18 protein-coding genes are annotated in these 17,661 nt (G+C 69.2%); 13 read left to right on the top strand and 5 right to left on the bottom strand.

Annotated elements, in window-relative coordinates; all coding sequences use genetic code 11:
• Positions 1-26 precede the first annotated feature (26 nt).
• The 3 genes from AC07Y4_RS02260 to AC07Y4_RS02250 all read left to right on the top strand — a co-directional run bounded on the left by AC07Y4_RS02260 (position 27) and on the right by AC07Y4_RS02250 (position 1,925).
• The gene (locus AC07Y4_RS02260; protein WP_369646326.1) at positions 27-953 is read left to right on the top strand and encodes an SDR family NAD(P)-dependent oxidoreductase; all 927 of its coding nucleotides are present in this window, start codon (positions 27-29) and stop codon (positions 951-953) included.
• Positions 954-1,057: 104 nt separating this feature from the next.
• Positions 1,058-1,474 (top strand): nuclear transport factor 2 family protein, encoded by a 417-nt coding sequence (locus AC07Y4_RS02255; protein ID WP_095948937.1) that lies wholly within the window; start codon positions 1,058-1,060, stop codon positions 1,472-1,474.
• The gene (locus AC07Y4_RS02250; protein WP_495274120.1) at positions 1,464-1,925 is read left to right on the top strand and encodes a MerR family transcriptional regulator; all 462 of its coding nucleotides are present in this window, start codon (positions 1,464-1,466) and stop codon (positions 1,923-1,925) included. The genes AC07Y4_RS02255 and AC07Y4_RS02250 overlap by 11 nt, the downstream gene beginning before the upstream one ends.
• A 12-nt stretch (positions 1,926-1,937) precedes the next feature.
• Here AC07Y4_RS02250 and AC07Y4_RS02245 read toward each other — a convergent pair whose 3' ends face one another.
• From AC07Y4_RS02245 to bamE, 3 genes are all read right to left on the bottom strand, one after another.
• Positions 1,938-2,300 (bottom strand): HPF/RaiA family ribosome-associated protein, encoded by a 363-nt coding sequence (locus AC07Y4_RS02245; RefSeq protein ID WP_062476985.1) that lies wholly within the window; start codon positions 2,298-2,300, stop codon positions 1,938-1,940.
• A gap of 106 nt (positions 2,301-2,406) precedes the next feature.
• Positions 2,407-2,835 carry a CBS domain-containing protein gene (locus tag AC07Y4_RS02240; protein WP_070062567.1) on the bottom strand — a complete coding sequence of 143 codons (429 nt, stop codon included), beginning with the start codon at positions 2,833-2,835 and terminating at the stop codon, positions 2,407-2,409.
• Positions 2,836-2,995: 160 nt separating this feature from the next.
• On the bottom strand, positions 2,996-3,598 hold the full coding sequence (bamE, locus tag AC07Y4_RS02235; RefSeq protein WP_139706528.1) for an outer membrane protein assembly factor BamE domain-containing protein: 603 nt from the start codon (positions 3,596-3,598) through the stop codon (positions 2,996-2,998).
• Positions 3,599-3,814: 216 nt separating this feature from the next.
• Between bamE and ylqF the strand changes: the two genes are divergently transcribed.
• The 7 genes from ylqF (at position 3,815) to AC07Y4_RS02200 (ending at position 11,505) form a co-directional block, all read left to right on the top strand.
• Positions 3,815-4,792 (top strand): ribosome biogenesis GTPase YlqF, encoded by a 978-nt coding sequence (gene ylqF, locus AC07Y4_RS02230; protein ID WP_495274119.1) that lies wholly within the window; start codon positions 3,815-3,817, stop codon positions 4,790-4,792.
• 54 nt (positions 4,793-4,846) lie between these two features.
• Complete coding sequence (locus AC07Y4_RS02225; RefSeq protein WP_495274118.1) at positions 4,847-5,311, top strand: Fur family transcriptional regulator; 465 nt, start codon at positions 4,847-4,849, stop codon at positions 5,309-5,311.
• A 103-nt stretch (positions 5,312-5,414) separates the two neighbouring features.
• On the top strand, positions 5,415-5,564 hold the full coding sequence (gene ykgO, locus AC07Y4_RS02220) for a type B 50S ribosomal protein L36 (protein ID WP_013542562.1): 150 nt from the start codon (positions 5,415-5,417) through the stop codon (positions 5,562-5,564).
• A 121-nt stretch (positions 5,565-5,685) separates the two neighbouring features.
• On the top strand, positions 5,686-6,390 hold the full coding sequence (locus AC07Y4_RS02215; RefSeq protein ID WP_495274117.1) for an ABC transporter ATP-binding protein: 705 nt from the start codon (positions 5,686-5,688) through the stop codon (positions 6,388-6,390).
• A 4-nt stretch (positions 6,391-6,394) separates the two neighbouring features.
• On the top strand, positions 6,395-7,795 hold the full coding sequence (locus tag AC07Y4_RS02210; RefSeq protein WP_495274116.1) for an ABC transporter permease subunit: 1,401 nt from the start codon (positions 6,395-6,397) through the stop codon (positions 7,793-7,795).
• A 15-nt stretch (positions 7,796-7,810) separates the two neighbouring features.
• Positions 7,811-9,289 (top strand): ABC transporter permease subunit, encoded by a 1,479-nt coding sequence (locus tag AC07Y4_RS02205; RefSeq protein ID WP_495274115.1) that lies wholly within the window; start codon positions 7,811-7,813, stop codon positions 9,287-9,289.
• Positions 9,290-9,315: 26 nt separating this feature from the next.
• Positions 9,316-11,505: a TonB-dependent receptor gene (locus AC07Y4_RS02200; RefSeq protein WP_495274114.1), complete on the top strand. Its 2,190-nt coding sequence runs from the start codon at positions 9,316-9,318 to the stop codon at positions 11,503-11,505.
• 152 nt (positions 11,506-11,657) lie between these two features.
• Here the strand turns inward: AC07Y4_RS02200 and AC07Y4_RS02195 are convergent, their stop codons facing one another.
• Positions 11,658-13,286: a DUF4139 domain-containing protein gene (locus AC07Y4_RS02195; protein ID WP_495274113.1), complete on the bottom strand. Its 1,629-nt coding sequence runs from the start codon at positions 13,284-13,286 to the stop codon at positions 11,658-11,660.
• A gap of 237 nt (positions 13,287-13,523) precedes the next feature.
• Here AC07Y4_RS02195 and AC07Y4_RS02190 point away from each other — a divergent pair, with 237 nt between their 5' ends.
• The gene (locus tag AC07Y4_RS02190) at positions 13,524-13,976 is read left to right on the top strand and encodes a PaaI family thioesterase (protein ID WP_159270928.1); all 453 of its coding nucleotides are present in this window, start codon (positions 13,524-13,526) and stop codon (positions 13,974-13,976) included.
• On the opposite strand, the gene AC07Y4_RS02185 is transcribed toward AC07Y4_RS02190, so the two are convergent.
• Complete coding sequence (locus tag AC07Y4_RS02185; RefSeq protein WP_495274112.1) at positions 13,888-15,162, bottom strand: acyltransferase family protein; 1,275 nt, start codon at positions 15,160-15,162, stop codon at positions 13,888-13,890. The two genes, AC07Y4_RS02190 and AC07Y4_RS02185, sit on opposite strands and share 89 nt — an antisense overlap.
• A gap of 146 nt (positions 15,163-15,308) precedes the next feature.
• On the opposite strand from AC07Y4_RS02185, the gene AC07Y4_RS02180 reads away from it, so the two are divergent.
• Positions 15,309-16,250 (top strand): LytTR family DNA-binding domain-containing protein, encoded by a 942-nt coding sequence (locus tag AC07Y4_RS02180; protein ID WP_495274111.1) that lies wholly within the window; start codon positions 15,309-15,311, stop codon positions 16,248-16,250.
• Positions 16,251-16,435: 185 nt separating this feature from the next.
• Positions 16,436-17,661 (top strand): ammonium transporter (locus AC07Y4_RS02175; RefSeq protein WP_495274110.1); only part of this gene is annotated, 1,226 nt, incomplete at its 3' end.

Genomic DNA, 17,661 nt, shown 5'->3' with positions numbered 1-17,661 from the left:
CAGTTCAGACAGCGAGCAGAGACCTCATGAGCAACAGCACCTCCATCGACTTCCAGGGCCGCGTGGCCATCGTGACCGGCGCCGGCGGCGGCCTGGGCCGCCAGCATGCGCTGGCCTTGGCGGCGCGCGGCGCCAAGGTGGTGGTCAACGACCTGGGCGGCGCGCGCGACGGCTCGGGCGGCTCGGTCAGCGCCGCGCAGGCGGTGGTCGACGAGATCAAGGCGGCCGGCGGCGAAGCCATTGCCAACGGCGCCTCGGTGACCGACTTCGAGGCCGTGCAGGCCATGGTCAAGCAGGCGGTCGACGCCTGGGGCCGCGTCGACATCCTGGTGAACAACGCCGGCATCCTGCGCGACAAGAGCTTCGCCAAGATGGAACTGGACGATTTCAAGCTGGTGGTCGACGTGCACCTGATGGGCGCCGTGAACTGCACCAAGGCCGTCTGGGCGCTCATGAACGAGCAGAAGTACGGCCGCATCGTGATGACCACCTCGTCGTCGGGCCTGTACGGCAACTTCGGCCAGAGCAACTACGGCGCCGCCAAGCTGGCGCTGGTGGGCCTCATGCAAACGCTGAGCATCGAAGGCGCCAAGAACGACATCCGCGTGAACTGCCTGGCGCCCACCGCCGCCACGCGCATGACGGAAGACCTGTTCCCCAAGGACATGCTCGAGGCCTTCCGCCCCGAGGCCGTGGTGCCCGCAATGCTGGTGCTGGCCGCACAGGACGCGCCCAACCGCACCATCCTCTGTGCCGGCGCCGGCACCTTCGAGGCCGCGCACATCACGCTGACGCAGGGCGCCTGGCTGGGCATTGCCGCCGACACGCCCGAGCAGCTGGCCGCGCGCCTGTCGGAAGTGACCGCGCGCGAGGGCGAGGCCGTGCCGCAAAGCGGCACCGCCCAGGGCGCGAACGAAGTCGCCAAGGGCCAGGCGAACGCCGGCCGGGGCTGAACTTTCGTCACTCGGTGCATGGCGCTTGACTTCGAGCGCACTCGAGCATTTCCAATGAATTCACCGGATGTCCGGTGTCTTCATTCATCCAAGGAAATCACGCCATGCACACGATCGACAACAAGGCCCTGGTCCAGCGCATCCACGCGGAGCTGGACAAGGGCAACGGCCAGGCCTTCATCGACAGCCTGGCCGACGACGCCAGCTGGACGCTGGAAGGCAGCACGCCCTGGTCGCGCACCTACCAGGGCAAGCAGGCGATCCGCGAAGAGCTGATCAAGCCGCTGTTCGGGCAGTTCGCCGGGCCCTATGTGAGCAAGACCGAATGCATCATTGCGGAAGGCGACCGCGTGGTGGTGCTGTTCAGCGGCGACGTTCCCACCAAGGCCGGCAAGCGCTACAACAACCGCTATTGCTACGTCTACCGACTCGAAGGAGGCCAGGTGAAAACATTGACCGAGTACTTCGACACCGCGCTGGTCGAGCGGGCGCTCGACGCGCCGACCGCCCATGCCGGCTGACGCCAGCGCTGCCACGCCGTCGTTCCACATCGGCGAGTTGGCCGCGCGCACGGGCCGCACGGTGCACGCCATCCGCTGGTACGAATCGCAGGGCCTCGTGCCCGGCGTGGCGCGCGACGCGGGCGGGCGGCGCGTGTACGGCGAACTGCATGTGGGCTGGCTCGACCTGATGGACCGGCTGCGCCGCACCGGCATGTCGATTGCCGAGATGCGCGACTACACGGCGCTCGCGTTGCAGGGCAAGGCCACGCTGCGCCAGCGGCGCGACCTGCTCGAGGCGCACCGCGCGCGCGTGCACCAGACCATTGCCGACTGGCAGCAGGCGCTGTCGCTGGTCGATCGCAAGATCGATTTCTACGACGCCTGGATGGCCGACGGGCGGCGCCCGCCGCTCATTCCGGTGGAAACGCCGCAGCGCCTGCCCGCGCCGAAGCGCACGCCGGCGCGCTGAGCTTCGACTCGACTACTCGGCGACGAAGCCCTCGCCGTCGCGGCGGATCGAGTCGCGGGCGCGGTGGTTGTTGAGGCGGCCCAGCGTGTTGTCGAGCAGGCGCTTGAGCTTGTCGGCCGCGCCGCGGAAGGCCTCGTCGAGGCTGGTGGCATGCTGTGTCACCGCGAGCGGCTGGTGGTGCGCCAGGCGCGCTTCCATCACGCAGCACTTGTCGCCGCCGCCGGCCTTGTCGTGGTTCTCGTCGCTCAGGTGCACCTCGACGCGCGTCACGTCTTCGACGAAACGGCTCAGGTGCTGCTTGATCTCGGTGTCTGCCCAGCGCTCCAGCGTGTCCTTGTTGGTGATGCCATTGCTCGTGTTGACCTGGATCTGCATTGCGTATGTCCCTGCTGGATGGTGAACGAGCCTTCACTGTGCACCCGAAAGAGTGCCCCTGCGCGTAGGTGTGTTGCCCCTTTTTCCCGGGGGCATGGCAGCGTGCTCAGCTCTGGATGTAACTGGTCAGCTGGGTGATGGTCTGCTCGTGCTCGGAAATGATGTCGTCCATCAGGTCTTGAATCGAGATCATGCCGACCACCTTGTCGCCGTCGACCACGGGCAGGTGGCGGAACTTGCGCTGGCTCATGAGCGCCATGCAGGCGCGGGTGCGGGTCTGCGGGGTGACGGTCATCACGTCGGGCGTCATGATCTCGGCGACCTTCATCTCCTTGGAGTTCTTGCCCTGCAGCGCCACCTTGCGGGTGTAGTCGCGCTCGGACAAAAAGCCCACGAGCTTTTCGCCGTCCATCACCATGAGCGCGCCCACTTCGAAATGCGCCAGCGTGGCCAGCGCGTCGAACACGCTGGTGTCGGGCGAGGTACGCCAGGCGGCGGAATCGTGGCGCTTGAGCAGTTCGGAGACGGGTTTCATCGCAGGCACTCCATTCAGGGGTTTCGATCCGGCGGACGCACGTGGCGGCGCCGTGCTTCGGACAAATCATAGGGGCGGAATCGCCCTTCGCGATGCAAAACCCTCCCGGGTGTTGCGCGTGTCATGCCGCGCACACGAACCCGGGGATGATCAAGGGTGCTCAGGGCGCGGCGGCGAGCACGCGGCTCAGCGCCACGGCATTGCCCGCGACGTCCTTCACGAGGCCTTGCGCGTCGAAGTTCACCTGGAACTCCGACCAGCTGTCGCGCCAGTAGCGCCACACCGGCGCGTCCAGGCTCGGGTTCTCGCTGGCCACCGGGTAGCCCAGCGCCATCAGCACCTGTTCGCGCGTCATGCCCGGCATCACCTTGCCCGCGAGGATGGCGGCGCCCACCGCGGGTGGAAAGCTGGCGATCTTGCGCTTGGGGTCTTCGGTGACCACGTAGCGCTTGGCGAAGTCGATCAGCGTGATGTTGCGGCTGTAGTCGTTCTTGATGCGCTGGGGCTTGCCCGCGAGATCGAGGTTGAAGAAGCGGAAGTCGTAGGCCGTGATGCGCGCCGGCGTGCCCACGGGGACGACGCTCGTGCCCTGTTCGTCGTAGTTGATGTCGCTGATCGAGTCGCCGTAGGTGCGCATGTTGCAGCACAGAAAACCGTCGGTCAGCGGGCCGGGCGGCGGCGACGGGCGCTGGGCATGCACCGCGGTGGCGGACAGGATGGTGGTGGCCGCGAGCAGGGCGGCGGCGGCAAGGCGCTGGACCATGAAAAGGATCTCCCTCGGTGTGACTTTTTGAAACGGCTGCAGGCGCAGCGCGCGGATTCTAGGGGTGATCTGGCGGCCAACAAGCCAGTGAATACGCCAGTTGGTGCTATCAAAAGCGCAGCACCGAGAAATCGGTCCGTTTCCCGGTTCACAATGCGCACCCGGCCTGCGAGGCCGGTCCCCTTCCAGACAGCGCGAAAGAAAGAGCATCCATCGATGGCGATCCAGTGGTTCCCCGGTCACATGTATTCGACCCAGAAGGCCATCACCGAACGGGTGAAGGACATCGACGTGGTGATCGAACTGCTCGATGCGCGCCTGCCCGGCTCCAGCGCCAACCCGATGCTGGCCGAGCTCACGGCCGGGCGGCCCACGCTCAAGGTGCTCAACAAGCAGGACCTGGCCGACCCCGCGCGCACCGAGGCCTGGCTGGCGCACTACAACGCGCTGCCCGACACCCGCGCCATTGCGCTCGATGCCAGCCTGACCATGCCCGCGCAGCGCATCGTGCGCGCCTGCCACGAGCTGTCGCCCAACCGCGGCGGCATGGCCAAGCCGATGCGCGTGCTGATCTGCGGCATTCCCAACGTGGGCAAGTCGACCCTCATCAACACGCTCACCGGCGGGCGCAAGGCCAAGACCGGCGACGAGGCCGGCATCACCAAGCTCGAGCAGCGCATCACGCTGGCCGACGACTTCTACCTGTGGGACACGCCCGGCATGCTGTGGCCGCGCATCATCGTGCCCAAGAGCGGCTACAACCTCGCGGCCAGCGGCGCGGTGGGGCGCAATGCGTTCGACGAAGAAGAAGTGGCGCTGGAGCTGCTCGACTACCTCAAGGCGAACTACACCGACGGTCTTGTCGCGCGCTTCAAGCTCACCGAACTCGACACCGCCACCCTGGCCGGCATGAAGGACGAGGACGTGCTCGACACCATCGGCCGCAAGCGCGGCGCGCTGCTGGGCAAGGGCAAGGTCAACCTGCAGAAGGCCGCCGAGATCGTGATGCACGAGTTCCGCGCCGGCAACCTGGGGCGCATCACGCTCGAGACGCCCGAAGAATTCGCGCAGTGGCTGGCCGCCGGCCAGCGCGCCGATGCTGAGCGTGCCGCGAAGAAGGCGGCGCGTGGCAAGAAGGGCAAGCAGAAGCCTGAAGCCGCGCCCGCGGACGGCAGTCGCACGGCGGACGAGTGAAGGTCTTGCGCGCGGCACGCTGAACGCCGCGCGGGCCGCCCCTATCATCGAGACATGCAACGTCTCACGCGCCAGCGCAACGCCGTTTTCTCCGCCTTCAGCGACGCCGGTCGCGTGCTGACCGCCCCCGAAATCCTCGAGCACGCACGGGCCATCGTGCCCGAGATCAGCCTGTCGACGGTGTACCGCCAGGTCGCGCTGCTGCTGGCCGACGGCGAGATCGCCAAGGTCGAGCTGCCGGGAGAGCCGGCGCGCTATGAAGTGGCCTGTAAGGCCGACCCGCACGACCACCATTCGCACGGCGCAGGCGAGGGCGGCGACGCGGGGCATCACCACCATCACTACTTTCATTGCTTGCACTGCGGGCAGGTGTTCCTGCTGCACGCCTGCCCGGGGCCGATGCACGACCTCGCCCCCAAGGGCTTCCAGGTGACGCACCACGAGGTCACGCTGCATGGCCTGTGCGCGGCCTGCGTCGACGCCGGCGCGAAAGCGCCGAAGGCGCACCCGCCACACTGACGACGGCGGGGCCCCGGATGCCGGGGAAGGTTAACAAAGTTATTGAGAATGAATTCGCAATAACGTATATTCGCGTGTCCGAACGAACTCCCCGGCCACGCACATGCAAGTCCTGTCCTCGCTCAAGGAAGCCAAGAAGCGTCACCGCGATTGCCAGGTGGTGACGCGGCGCGGCCGCACCTACGTCATCTGCAAGTCCAACCCGCGCTTCAAGGCGCGGCAAGGCGGCGCGAAAAACAAGAACAAGCGCTGAGCATTCGGCGGCTCTGCCGCCGTCGCCTTCATTCCCCCTCGATGACCGCATCGGCGTGCCCACGCCGGGGGCGTGCCTGCGCGCGTCTTTCCTTTCTTCCTTCCATCGGAACCCCTCCGCCATGCTCCGAGCCTCCGGCCTCACCAAACGCTACGGCGCGCACACCGCGCTCGACCGTCTCGACCTCGACATCCGCGGCGGCGACATCTACTGCCTGCTGGGCGCCAACGGCGCGGGGAAGACGACCACCATCAACCTGTTCCTGAACTTCATCGCGCCGACCGACGGCACGGTGCAGATCAACGGCACCGACGTCACGCTCCACCCGGTCGCGACCAAGCAGGACGTGGCGTACATCCCCGAGCAGGTCACGCTGTACGGCACGCTCTCGGGCCTGGAAAACCTGCGCTTCTTCGCCGGCCTGGCGCTGGGCCACGAACTGCCGCGCGAGCGCCTGCTCGCGCTGATGACCGAGGTGGGGCTCGACCACGCCGCCGCCGACAAGCGCGTCAGCATGTATTCGAAGGGCATGCGCCAGAAGGTGTGGATCGCGGTGGCGCTGGCCAAAGAGGCCAAGGCGCTGCTGCTCGACGAGCCCACCTCGGGGCTCGACCCGCACGCCGCGGCCGAGTTCTCCGACCTGCTGCGTCGTGCGGCCGACCGCGGCGTGGCCGTGCTCACCACCACGCACGACTTGTTCCACGCGCAGCAGACCGCCACGCGCGTCGGGATCATGAAGCGCGGCCGGCTGGTCGAAAGCCTCGACGGCGCGCAGATCGGCCAGACCGACCTGCAGTCCCTCTACCTGCAACACATGAGGGCCTGACCCGATGACGATGCGCTGGATCGCCCGACGCGAATTCACCGAACGCCTGCGCGACGGCCGCCTGTACTGGGCGGGCGGTCTCGTGGCCGTGCTGCTCTTCACCGCGCTGGCCGTCGGCTGGGCGCACCAGCGCGGCGCGCATGCCGAGCAGGTGGCCGCGCAGGCCATGGACTACCGCGACTGGCTGCACCAGGACAAGCGCCATCCGCATGACGCCGCGCACCAGGGCATGCATGCCTTCAAGCCCGAGCCGCCGCTGTCGATGGTCGACGCGGGCATCAACCCCTACATCGGCAGCACCGTGTGGCTGCAGGCACACCGCCAGAGCGAGGTCAAGTTCAACGCCGCGCAGGACGCGACCGGCCTGCAGCGCTTCGGCAACCTGTCGGTGGGCTGGATCCTGCAGGTGCTCGGCCCGCTGCTGGTGATCGTGCTGGGCTTCAACGCCTTCGCGGGCGAGCGCGAGCAGGGCATCCTGCGCCAGACGCTGAGCCTGGGCGTGGCGCCGCTGCGGCTGCTGGCCGGCAAGGCGCTCGCGCTGTCGGCGCTGCTCGCGGTGCTGCTGGTGCCTGCAGCCCTTGTCGCCGCCATTGCAGTGGCGGTGGGCGCGGAGCCGGGCGGGCGCATCGATGCGCTGCTGCGGCTGGGCGCGTGGTCGCTGGGCTACGCGGTCTACCTCGGCATCTTCGTGTGCCTGGTGCTGGGCGTGTCGGCGCTGTCGTCGACCTCGCGCATGGCGATCACCGTGCTGCTCGCGCTGTGGATCGGGCAGGCCGTGATGGCGCCGCGCGTGCTCTCCGAGCTCTCGCGCACCTGGTTCCCGAGCCCGACGCGGCTCGAGTTCAACCAGGCGCTGGGCGTGGAACTCAAGGCCGTGTCGAACCAGGTCTGGCAGCAGAACTTCGGCACCACCGAGCGCTGGGGGCGCGACGTGCCGCTGAGCAAGTGGGGCATCGCGCTGCGCCTGGACGACCAGGCCTCGTACCCCGTGTACGACCGCCACTACGGCCGCCTGTGGGACACCTGGGAACAGCAGCAGAAAGTGCAGGAGTGGAGCGGCCTGCTGCTGCCGCTGCTCGCGGTGCGCAGCTTCTCGATGGGCATGGCGGGCACCGACTTCTCGCACCACCGGCGCTTCACCACGGCGGCCGAACTGCACCGCCGCAACATCCAGGACCTGATGAGCAAGGACCTCGTGGCGCATGCCGATCCGCTCGGCGACCGCCACTTCTCCTACCAGGCCACGCCCGAGCTCTGGGCCACCGTGCCGCCCTTCGACTACCACCCGCCGGGCGCAGGGTGGGCGCTGCGACACCAGGCGCGCAGCTTCCTCGTGCTGTGCGTCGGCCTGCTGCTCGCGGCGGCCTTCGCGGCCTTTGCCACCTTGCGTCAGCGCGCGCTCTGAGAGGGGATACCACCCATGTCGTCCCTCCATCCTCCCCAAGGCCGGCGTCTGCTGGCCGTGATGCGCCAGGAGGTGCGCCTGATGCTCGCCGAGCGCGGCCTGTGGGTCGTCGGCGCGCTGTTCCTCTTGCTCGTGGCCTATGCACTGGGCAACGGCCTGCTGCAGACCGCCCAGCGCGACCGCGCGCAGGCCGCGGTGGCGCAGGCCGACCGCGACACCCGCACCGCGCAGCGCACCTTGCTCGAAGCCATCCTGGCCGGCACCGCGCAGCCCACGCCCTTCGAGAACCCGGCTGACCCCTCGCGCATGGCGAGCGGCTACGGCGGTCAGCACGTGCTGCTGCCGACCGCGCCGCTGGGCCCGGTGGCGCTGGGGCAGAGCGACCTGTTCCCGAGCCAGTACCAGGTCACGAACCAGAGCCGCGTGGTGTTCATGAACCCCAGCGACATCGAGAACCCGTGGCACCTGCTGAGCGGGCATTTCGACCTGGCCTTCGTCATCGTCTACCTGCTGCCGCTGCTCATCTTCGCACTCAGCTACAACCTGCTGTCGGCGGAGCGCGAGAACGGAACCTTGCGCCTGCTGCTGTCGCAACCACTGCGGCTGCGCACGCTGCTCGCGGGCAAGCTCACGGTGCGCGCGGCCGTGCTGCTGGGGCCGGCCGTGCTGCTGCCGGTGGCGGTGCTGTGGATCGCGCGCCATGCGGGGCTCACGGCGGGCGGCGCGGGCAGCGCCACGCTGTGGTGGGCGTTGCTGGTGGGTGCCTACGCGCTGTTCTGGTTCGCGCTGGTGGTGGCGGTGAATGCCTTCGGCGCCTCGTCGGCGACCAACGCGATGGTGCTCGTCATCGCCTGGGTGGTGCTGGTGCTCGTGGCGCCGGTGCTGCTGAACCTGGCCGTCACGCATGCCGCGCCCGCGCCGTCGCGCACCGAGCTGGCCACGCGCCAGCGCGTGGTCACGGCCGAGGCGATGAAGCGCTACCAGGACCTGCTGGGCACCGAGTACCAGCACGTGGGGCAGGGCGCCATCCTCGTGCCGCGCGACGGCAAGATCGAGATCGCCGGCCGCTCGCTGGCCAACTACCGCATCCAGCGCGAGGTCGACGAAGCGATCCGCCCCGCGCTCGCGCGCTTCGACGCGCAGCAGGCGACACAGCAGGCGCTGGTGGGCCGCTTCGGCGCCGTGTCGCCGGCGGCCGTGGCCTACGAAGGCATGACCGCGCTGGCCGGCAATGGCGCCCGCCGCCATGCGCGCTTCGACGCCCAGACCGTGGCGCACCACGAAGCCTGGAAGGCCTTCTTCTTCCCGCGCATCGACGCGCGCGATGCGCTCGCCCCGGCCGACTTCGACCGCATGCCCACCTTCGCCTGGCACGAGGAGCCCGCCGAGCTCGTGCGCGGGCAGGCTGCGCTGGCCGTGCTGCAACTGCTGGTGCCGAGCCTGCTGCTGTTCGGCCTCGCGGCCTGGCGGCTGCGGCGCTTCTCGGTGGCCTGACGCTTTCTTCATTTCTTCTACGCACCATGACCCCGTTCACCCGCACCACCGTCGCGCTGGCCGCCTTCACCGCCTTGCAAGTCGCCTCTGCACAAGACAGCAGCAACAACGCCGAACTCGGCACCGTCACCATCGAAGGCAGCCGCGACGCGAACAGCCTGCACCTCGATGATTCGAGCGGCACGGCCTCGCGCCTGGGCCTGTCGGTGCGCGAGACGCCGGCCTCGGTCGAGATCCTGTCGCAGGACGCGATCCAGCAGCGGGGCGCGCGCACCTTCAGCGAGGCGCTGCGTGGCATGGCGGGCCTCTCGGGCGGCGGCCCCCCGTCGTCGCCGACCACGCTGTCGCTGCGCGGCTTCACCAGCCTCATGTACCTCTACGACGGCGTGCGCAGCTCGGGCGCGGGCGTCACCAACCGCGTGCAGGACACCTGGAACTACGAGCGCATCGAAGTGCTCAAGGGCCCGGCCTCGGTGCTCGACGGCGAGGGCGCCATCGGCGGCATCGTCAACTTCGTGACCAAGCGGCCCGACCGCAGCAACCCGCACAAGGAAGCGCTGCTCTCGTACGGCAGTTATGGCTCCACGCGCGCGGCCTTCGGCTTCGGCGGCGCGCTGGGCGAGGCCAGCGCCTACCGGCTCGACTACAGCCGCAACGACACCAAGGTGGGCACCATCGACCGCAACGGCGAGCGCATCGACCACTTCACGAGCGGCCTCTTGGTGGACCTGGGCGGCTCGGTGAAGCTGGACCTCTCGTTCGACTACCTGCGCGACGACAACGACGCCTACTGGGGCACGCCGCTGGTGCCGCGCAGCTTCGCCACGCAGCCGACGAACGTCGTCAGCACGCCCGATGGCCGCGTGATCGACCGGCGCATGGCGCGCACCAACTACAACGTGCGCGATGACGAGAATTCGTCGGAAACCTACTGGCTGCGCGCGCGCCTCACGGGGCAACTGGACGGCGGCTGGTCGTGGCGCAACGAGTTCTCGGCCAACCAATCGAAGCGCATGTTCCGCAACTCCGAAAGCGCGACCTTCGTGCCGCCCGCCAGCATCGCGCGCGACCAGACGCTCATCACGCACGACCAGGACTTCTGGCTCGACCGCTTCGACGCCACGCACAAGGGAAAGATCGCCGGCCTGGACAACCGCTTCGTCGTCGGCGGCGAGTACAGCGAAACCCGCTTCGGCAGCCAGCGCCGTTTTTCGAACAGCAACCCCGCCACCGCCGCGCAGCTGCGCGTGCCGGTGTTCGACCCGTACACCGGCTACTTCGACGACAACCCCGCGCTGACCACCGGCGCGGGCAACCGCGCCGACACCTTCTCGCGCGTGAAGGTCGCGTCGGTCTTCGTGGAAGACGCGCTCAAGCCGATGCGCGACCTCACGCTGGTCGGCGGCCTGCGCCACGACCGCACCGAGGTCGACCGCCGCATCTGGGACCTGAACGCGGGCAGCGTCACGCGCTTCGGCGCGAGCTACCGCGCCACCTCGGGGCGCCTCGGCGCGGTGTACGACCTGTCGCCGCAGTCGAGCCTGTACGCGCAGTACACCAACGCCACGCTGCCGGTGGGATCGCTGTTCCTGCTGTCGGCCTCGAATGCGGCGTTCCCGATGTCACGCGGCAAGCAGGCCGAGGTGGGCTTCAAGCAGAGCCTGCCTGCAGCGAACCTGGAGTGGACCGCGGCGCTGTACAAGATCGAACTCGACAACGTGCTCTCGCGCGACCCGAACAACGCCGCCACCACCGTGAACAACGGCCGCCAGTCGTCGCGCGGCCTCGAGCTGTCGGCCGTGTGGAAGCCCACGCGCGAATGGACGCTGGCGGGCAACCTGGCGGCGCTCGATGCGCGCTTCGACACGCTGGTCGAAGCCGGCAACGTCTCGCGCGTGGGCAAGACCCCGCCGAACGTGCCCGAGCGCATGGCCAATGTCTTCGCCACCTACCGGCCCGACGGCTCGAAGTTCGAGTACTTCGCATCGCTGAACCACACGGGGCCGATGTACACCGACAACGCCAACCAGATCCGCATCAACGGCTTCACGACGGTCGATGCGGCCGTGAGTTACCGCCTGAAGAATGCGCTGCTGAGTTTCCGCGTGCGCAACCTGACGGACCGGCTCTACGCGACCTGGACCGGCCGCGCCGCGAGCCAGGTGCTGCTGGCGCCGCGGCGGACCTTCGAGGTGTCGGCGAAGTTCGACTTCTGAGCCCTGTGCGCTGGGGCGAACCAGCAGCGTGCCCTGTGCGCAGGGCACTGGGTGCTTCCCGCAGCGAAATCAAGGAGGAGGCCGCAGGCCGGGGGACATTCGCGGAGGGAAGTACCCGGTGGCCTGTGCACACGCCCTGAACAACCCCCGCTTCAGCGCATCTGCAGTCGCGCATCCTTCGGATACCCGATCGTGTAGTCCGCCGACACGCGCGCCGTCTGCCCCGCGTCCAGGTCGAAGCGCCACATCGCCAACCCCGGCTGCTTGTTCCACGCCTGATCAGCGGGCTGCGGCGCAAAGCGCGTGGTCACGCGCACCTGCTCGTCGACCGACACCGGCGCGGCCTCCAGCACCTGCACCGCGATCGGCGTGCGGTGGCGGTTTTCGACCACGTAGGCGCGCTGTACCTGGCGCTCGGCGCGCGAGCCGACGAAGCCGCCCGAGCCCTGGTTGTCGCGCTCGGGCTCGACCTGCACGCGCACCAGTTCGTCACGACCGAACGAGAGCGTGAGCTTCGCATCGCTCGGCGCGTTCCAGCGGCCCTGGCCGACGAAGTTGCCGTCGCGGTACAGCTGCATCGGACCGGCCGGCCACACGCCCGAGGGCTGCGCCATCTCGGCGACCAGGAAGGCACTCGGGTCCACGCGCGGGCTGGTGCGCGCGGCGAGCTGCGCCGTGTCTTCATGCTGGCCCAGCGCCAGGGTCACGCGCTGGCCGTTGGAGGGCACGTCGATGCTCTGCGGCACGGCGAACTCAGTGGCGAAGCTGTTGTCGAACACGCTCACGTCGAACAGCGGCTCGCGTGCGCGCTCCATGGCCATCTTGCGGTCGGCGGCAATGGGCGAGGGGGCGGCGGCCATCGGCGCGGCCATGTACGCCGCCTCGGCATTCGCGCGCGGCGGCGGCTCGATGCCGATGCGCCACGCGCCCGGCGTGCGCCCCGTGGTCTCGCGGCGCGGCTGGCCGGTGGACAGCACCAGCTTCACGCCGCGCCAGTCCTCGCCCGTGGCCTGCGCCACCAGCGCCTGGCGCTCGATGCGCACCTTGCGCGTCGTGGTGTCGAGCAGCGCGCGGTAGCTGGGCGTCCAGCCGGGGCCGTTGACCTGGTAGCTGAGCTTCACGTCGGCGTCGGCACTGGCGGCCAGCGTGACGGTGACGGCCGTCACCTGCGCGCCCTGGCCCTGCGTGCGGCCGCGCTCAGCCAGCAGCGGCTTGAGCTGGCGGTCGAGGTCGGTCTGCTGGCGCTGGATCTGGTGCTGCTTGAGCAGCGCGTCCTGGCCCGAGCGGCGCATCGCCTCGGTCATGGCCGCGAGGTTGCGCGCGTCCATCGGCGCGCGTGCGCCGGGGCCCGACTCGCCGCCCGAAAGCCCCTTGAGATAACCCGTGACCATGCCCAGCGCGTCGGTCTCGGCCTGCAGTGCGGCCTTGCGGTCTTCGAGTTCGCGGATGCGGCCGTCGAGCGCGCTGGTGGCGCAGTTGGCGGAGAGCTCGCGCGCCTCGCTGAGCACCGAGGTCTCGCCCACGCGCACCGCCGCGCCGGCCGACACTTGCAGGCTCTGCACGTCGAGCCCGGCCGGCAGGCAGGCAAAAGTGACCGAGCGGCTGCCCGCCGCGACGCGCGCCACGCGCTCCACCGTGGCGCTGCCGGGGTAGACCTTGACCTGGGTGATGCGCGAGGCATCGGCCTGCAGCTGTGCATGGGCGCCCGCGCCCGCGGCCAGCCAGAGGGCGGCGAGGGCGGTGGCGCGCAGGAGGGGACGGGCGGAGAACGGTGTGTGCATGGAAAGCCTTCCGGAAGAAAGTCGGTGACGAATCTCCGCTTCTACGGACGGGGCGGGCGAACGGGGTTAAGGCGTCGCGAAGTTTTTTTCATGACGCCGATGTGACGCGGGCGCGTTGCTGTCGCGCAGGCATCTGCCGGCGGCGAACCGGTCACCCAAGAGACGGTGCGCGGCGGCTCCGCTTCCTAGAGTGGGTCTCGCCTTCCCTCCATTGATTCACCCTGAAAGGACACCCCCATGCTCGACACGATCCAGGCCATCAACCGTTCGGCCGCCTTCAACCGCTGGGCTGGCTTCGACGTCACACAGGCCGCCGACGGGCAGGCCGAACTGCGCATGAAATGGCGCGAGGAAGACATGGGCCAGTACACCGGCTTCCTGCACGCGGGGATGATTGCCGCGCTGCTCGACACCGTGAGCGGCTTCGCGGCCGCCACCGTGGCGGGCCGCGTGCTGGCCTCGCATTTCTCCATCAACTGCATCTCGCCCGCCATTGGCGAGGCCTTCGTGGCGCGCGGGCGCGTGGTGAAGGCGGGGCGCAAGCAGGTCTTCGTCGGGGCCGAGCTGTTCGCGCAGCCTGAAGGTCAAGGCGAAGACAAGCTCAAGCTCGTGGCGACGGCGAACGCCATCCTGGTGCCGGTGGACGAGGCGTCGACGACGCCGAAGCCGAAGCCGAAGCAGGCGGCGTAAGCACCACCGCAGGCTCGGCCTCGGGCTTGCGCTTCAGCCCGAACAGCGGGCGCAGCCAGCCGATGCGGCGGATCAGCCTGTCGGTCAGCAGCCAGCAGCCGGCAATGGTCACGGCGACCAGCGCCACGGGCTCCCACACCGGGCCCAGCGCCAGCGGCACCAGCAGCGCCACCCCGGCGACGATCAGTGTCTGGTGCAGCATGTACCAGGGGTAGACCGACTCGTTGGCCCAGCGCAGCCACGGCCAGGGGCGGTTCAGGTGGCGGTGGCCATGGCCCAGGATCGTGGCGACCGCGAGCCACAGGTAGGCCGTGCGCAGCACGTCCATCAGCAGGCCCTGGGGTGCAACAAGGGCCCCGACGCGCAGCACGATGAGCGCGCCGATCGCCATCACCGCCAGCAGCAGCGACACGCGGCGCAGCCGTTCGAGCTCGCGCCAGATACCCGTGTCCACGCCCATCCAGTAGCCGTAGAGGAAGACGGTGAAGTAGATGCTGTGCAGGTGGAAGTCCCACACCAGGTTGTGCGTGGCCGGAAAGTGCCGCGCCAGCAGCACCGTCCACGCCAGCAGCGGCAGTGCCGGCAGCACCAGCAGCTGCCAGCCGCGCAGCCCGTTGAAGCGGTGACGCACCCACTGGCCGGCCGCCGAGCGCCACAGCGGCAGCGTCAGCGCGACCAGCGCCGTGTAGAGGAACAGGTAGGGCAGGTACCAGAGGTGGTTCCAGGTGATGCCGAACTCCGCCCCCGCGAACGCGCCCTTGGGCCACGGCGCGCCCATCGACAGGTAGCGCAGCAGGAAGGTGCCGAAGCCCGGCGCCACCAGCCCGCGCGCCACACCCTCGGCATAGGCCTGGTAGGGCACGACCACCGCCATGCCGAAGGCCAGCGGCAGCATCAGCCGCAGACCCCGGCTGCGCAACAGGCCCCAGGTGCCTTGGCCCCGGCTCAGGAAGCCGAGCGACACGCCCGAGATCAGGAAGACCAGGTCCATGCGCCACAGGTTCAGCACCCGCATCGGCCACGGCAGCCACTCGGCCGCGTGCGGGCTCTTGAGGTGCCAAGGCCAGTCGGCCACGTAGTACATGCCCACGTGGTAGAGGATGACGAGCAGGAAGGCGAGGGCGCGCAGGGCGTCGATGTCGTGGCGGCGCTGCGGTGCGAGGGCTGAAACGGGATCGGAGGGCATGGCGGGCTCCTGGAACGAGGAAACGGCGGCCATCGTGGCCCCCGCGCCCGCCCCCGGGGCCATCGCCGGGACGGATCGGCCCGGATTTGTGACGAACGGTGGCCCCCAGGGACGAAATTCGGCCCCCGGTTCGCGAGAATCCCCGCATGAGCGAGCCGCACAAGAACCTGTACGAGCGCTACGAACCGATCCGGCGGTACGTCGAGGTCGGCTTCTGGATCGTGCTGATGACGGTGCACGCCGCGATCAGCACCGTGGTCGCGCTCATCGACGCCCGCAGCCGCGCCGTGCCGCGCGCGAACTGGGAGGTCATTACCTGGGAGGTGTCGAGCCACATCGCGCTGCTGGCCCTGGTGCCGGTGCTGGTGGCCGTGGAGCGCCGGCTGTCGCCGCTGGCGCGCGACCACTGGGTGCGCTTTCTTGCGGGGCACCTGGTGGCCAGCGTGCTCCTGAGCCTGGCGCACGTCGCGGCGATGTTCGGGCTGCGCGCCGCGGTGTACGCGGCGGCCGGCGAGCCCTACGACTTCGGCGGCGCCATGGGGCGATGGGGCTACGAGTACCTGAAGGACGTGCGCGTCTACGCCACGATGGTCTTCGGCGTGTGGGCCTACCGGCTCTTCATGCTGCGGCTGCAGGGCGAGGCGCGCGTGCTCGATCCGCCGGAAGAGGGCGTGGCGCCGGTGCCCGAGGCTTTGGAGGAGAGGGAGGGAGTCGAGCCCTCGGTACAGGAACTGCCAACGCCGGCAGCGCCGCCGCCGGCCCGCCCCGAACGCTTCCTCGTGCGCAAGTTGCGCCGCGAATTCCTCATCGCCGCCACCGACATCGACTGGCTGCAGGCCGAGGGCAACTACGTCGGCCTGCACGTCAACGGCCACGACTACCTGCTGCGCGCCACGCTCACCGACTTCCTGACCCAGCTCGACCCCGCCACCTTCGTGCGCGTGCACCGCAGCCACGCGGTGAACCTGGGCCGCATCAAGGAGATCGAGCCGCTGGACGGCGGCGACGCCCGGCTGCACATGCACGACGGCACGAGCGTGCCCTGCAGCCGGCGGTACCGCGACGCGCTGCGCGGCGGCGCGGGCTGAGCGGGCCGAGCAACGCTTCGGCGGCGCGTTCCGATCCGGTGCGTGCCCCGCGAAATCAGCCCACTCTTGGGTCGTTTCGCACCATCAAAGAGCCTTCGGGCACCATTTTTGCTTTCCTGCGCCGGCGCCCCGAGCCGTTCGGGTGCGACGCACCAAATCAAACCAAAAACCTGCAAGAAGCTCTCATGGACGCACTCAAACAGGGCGCTGACGCGCTGTTCATCCTTCTCGGCGCCATCATGGTCCTGGCCATGCATGCCGGCTTTGCCTTCCTGGAACTGGGCACCGTGCGCAAGAAGAACCAGGTCAATGCGCTGGTCAAGATCCTGGTCGACTTCTCGGTGTCGACCATCGTGTACTTCCTGGTGGGCTACGGCGTGGCCTACGGCACCCATTTCTTCGTCAGCGCCACCGAACTGTCGGCAAGAAGCGGCTACGAGCTGGTGAAGTTCTTCTTCCTGCTGACCTTCGCGGCGGCCATCCCGGCCATCATCTCGGGCGGCATCGCCGAGCGCGCCAAGTTCTGGCCGCAATTGATCGCCACCGCGGTGATCGTCGGTTTCGTCTACCCGCTGTACGAGGGCATCGCCTGGAACAAGGCCTTCGGCATCCAGGGCTGGATCGCCTCGGTCACCGGCCACGAGTTCCATGACTTCGCCGGTTCGGTCGTCGTGCACGCCGTGGGCGGCTGGCTCGCGTTGCCGGCCGTGCTGCTGCTGGGCGCGCGCCGCAACCGCTACCGCGGCGACGGCTCGCTCAGCGCACACCCGCCGTCGAACATCCCGTTCCTGGCGCTGGGCGCGTGGGTGCTGTGCGTGGGCTGGTTCGGCTTCAACGTGATGAGCGCGCAGAGCATCGACAAGATCTCGGGCCTCGTCGCCGTCAACTCGCTGATGGCCATGGTCGGCGGCACGCTGGTGGCGCTGGCCATGGGCAAGAACGACCCCGGCTTCGTCTACAACGGCCCGCTCGCCGGCCTCGTGGCCGTGTGCGCCGGCTCCGACCTCATGCACCCGCTGGGCGCGCTCGTGGCGGGCGGCGTGGCCGGCGCCATCTTCGTCTTCATGTTCACGCGCACCCAGAACAAATGGAAGATCGACGACGTGCTCGGCGTGTGGCCGCTGCACGGCCTTTGCGGCACCTGGGGCGGCATCGCGGCCGGTATCTTCGGCACCCAGGCGCTGGGCGGCATCGGCGGCGTGAACCTGTGGGCGCAGCTCATCGGCACCTTGCTCGGCGTGGTCTGGGCGCTGATCGGCGGTGCGGTGGTGTACGGCGTGCTCAAGGCGACCATGGGGCTGCGGCTGTCGCAGGAAGAGGAATACGACGGGGCGGACCTGCAGCACCAGGGCGTGCCGATCGAGGGCGAGGCCGGCGTCGGCTACCGCCTCGGCGCGGGCGTCGAGCTGCC

The organism is Variovorax sp. GW460-12-1-14-LB1 (genome assembly GCF_059423605.1).
This window is presented reverse-complemented; position numbering and strand designations above follow the sequence as displayed.

Bases quoted from the DNA above. Each gene is read 5' to 3' on its own strand.
- AC07Y4_RS02260 (WP_369646326.1), top strand. From the start codon at position 27: ATGAGCAACAGCACCTCCATCGACTTCCAGGGCCGCGTGGCCATCGTG.
- AC07Y4_RS02255 (WP_095948937.1), top strand. From the start codon at position 1,058: ATGCACACGATCGACAACAAGGCCCTGGTCCAGCGCATCCACGCGGAG.
- AC07Y4_RS02250 (WP_495274120.1), top strand. From the start codon at position 1,464: ATGCCGGCTGACGCCAGCGCTGCCACGCCGTCGTTCCACATCGGCGAG.
- AC07Y4_RS02245 (WP_062476985.1), bottom strand. From the start codon at position 2,300: ATGCAGATCCAGGTCAACACGAGCAATGGCATCACCAACAAGGACACG.
- AC07Y4_RS02240 (WP_070062567.1), bottom strand. From the start codon at position 2,835: ATGAAACCCGTCTCCGAACTGCTCAAGCGCCACGATTCCGCCGCCTGG.
- bamE (WP_139706528.1), bottom strand. From the start codon at position 3,598: ATGGTCCAGCGCCTTGCCGCCGCCGCCCTGCTCGCGGCCACCACCATC.
- ylqF (WP_495274119.1), top strand. From the start codon at position 3,815: ATGGCGATCCAGTGGTTCCCCGGTCACATGTATTCGACCCAGAAGGCC.
- AC07Y4_RS02225 (WP_495274118.1), top strand. From the start codon at position 4,847: ATGCAACGTCTCACGCGCCAGCGCAACGCCGTTTTCTCCGCCTTCAGC.
- ykgO (WP_013542562.1), top strand. From the start codon at position 5,415: ATGCAAGTCCTGTCCTCGCTCAAGGAAGCCAAGAAGCGTCACCGCGAT.
- AC07Y4_RS02215 (WP_495274117.1), top strand. From the start codon at position 5,686: ATGCTCCGAGCCTCCGGCCTCACCAAACGCTACGGCGCGCACACCGCG.
- AC07Y4_RS02210 (WP_495274116.1), top strand. From the start codon at position 6,395: ATGACGATGCGCTGGATCGCCCGACGCGAATTCACCGAACGCCTGCGC.
- AC07Y4_RS02205 (WP_495274115.1), top strand. From the start codon at position 7,811: ATGTCGTCCCTCCATCCTCCCCAAGGCCGGCGTCTGCTGGCCGTGATG.
- AC07Y4_RS02200 (WP_495274114.1), top strand. From the start codon at position 9,316: ATGACCCCGTTCACCCGCACCACCGTCGCGCTGGCCGCCTTCACCGCC.
- AC07Y4_RS02195 (WP_495274113.1), bottom strand. From the start codon at position 13,286: ATGCACACACCGTTCTCCGCCCGTCCCCTCCTGCGCGCCACCGCCCTC.
- AC07Y4_RS02190 (WP_159270928.1), top strand. From the start codon at position 13,524: ATGCTCGACACGATCCAGGCCATCAACCGTTCGGCCGCCTTCAACCGC.
- AC07Y4_RS02185 (WP_495274112.1), bottom strand. From the start codon at position 15,162: ATGCCCTCCGATCCCGTTTCAGCCCTCGCACCGCAGCGCCGCCACGAC.
- AC07Y4_RS02180 (WP_495274111.1), top strand. From the start codon at position 15,309: ATGAGCGAGCCGCACAAGAACCTGTACGAGCGCTACGAACCGATCCGG.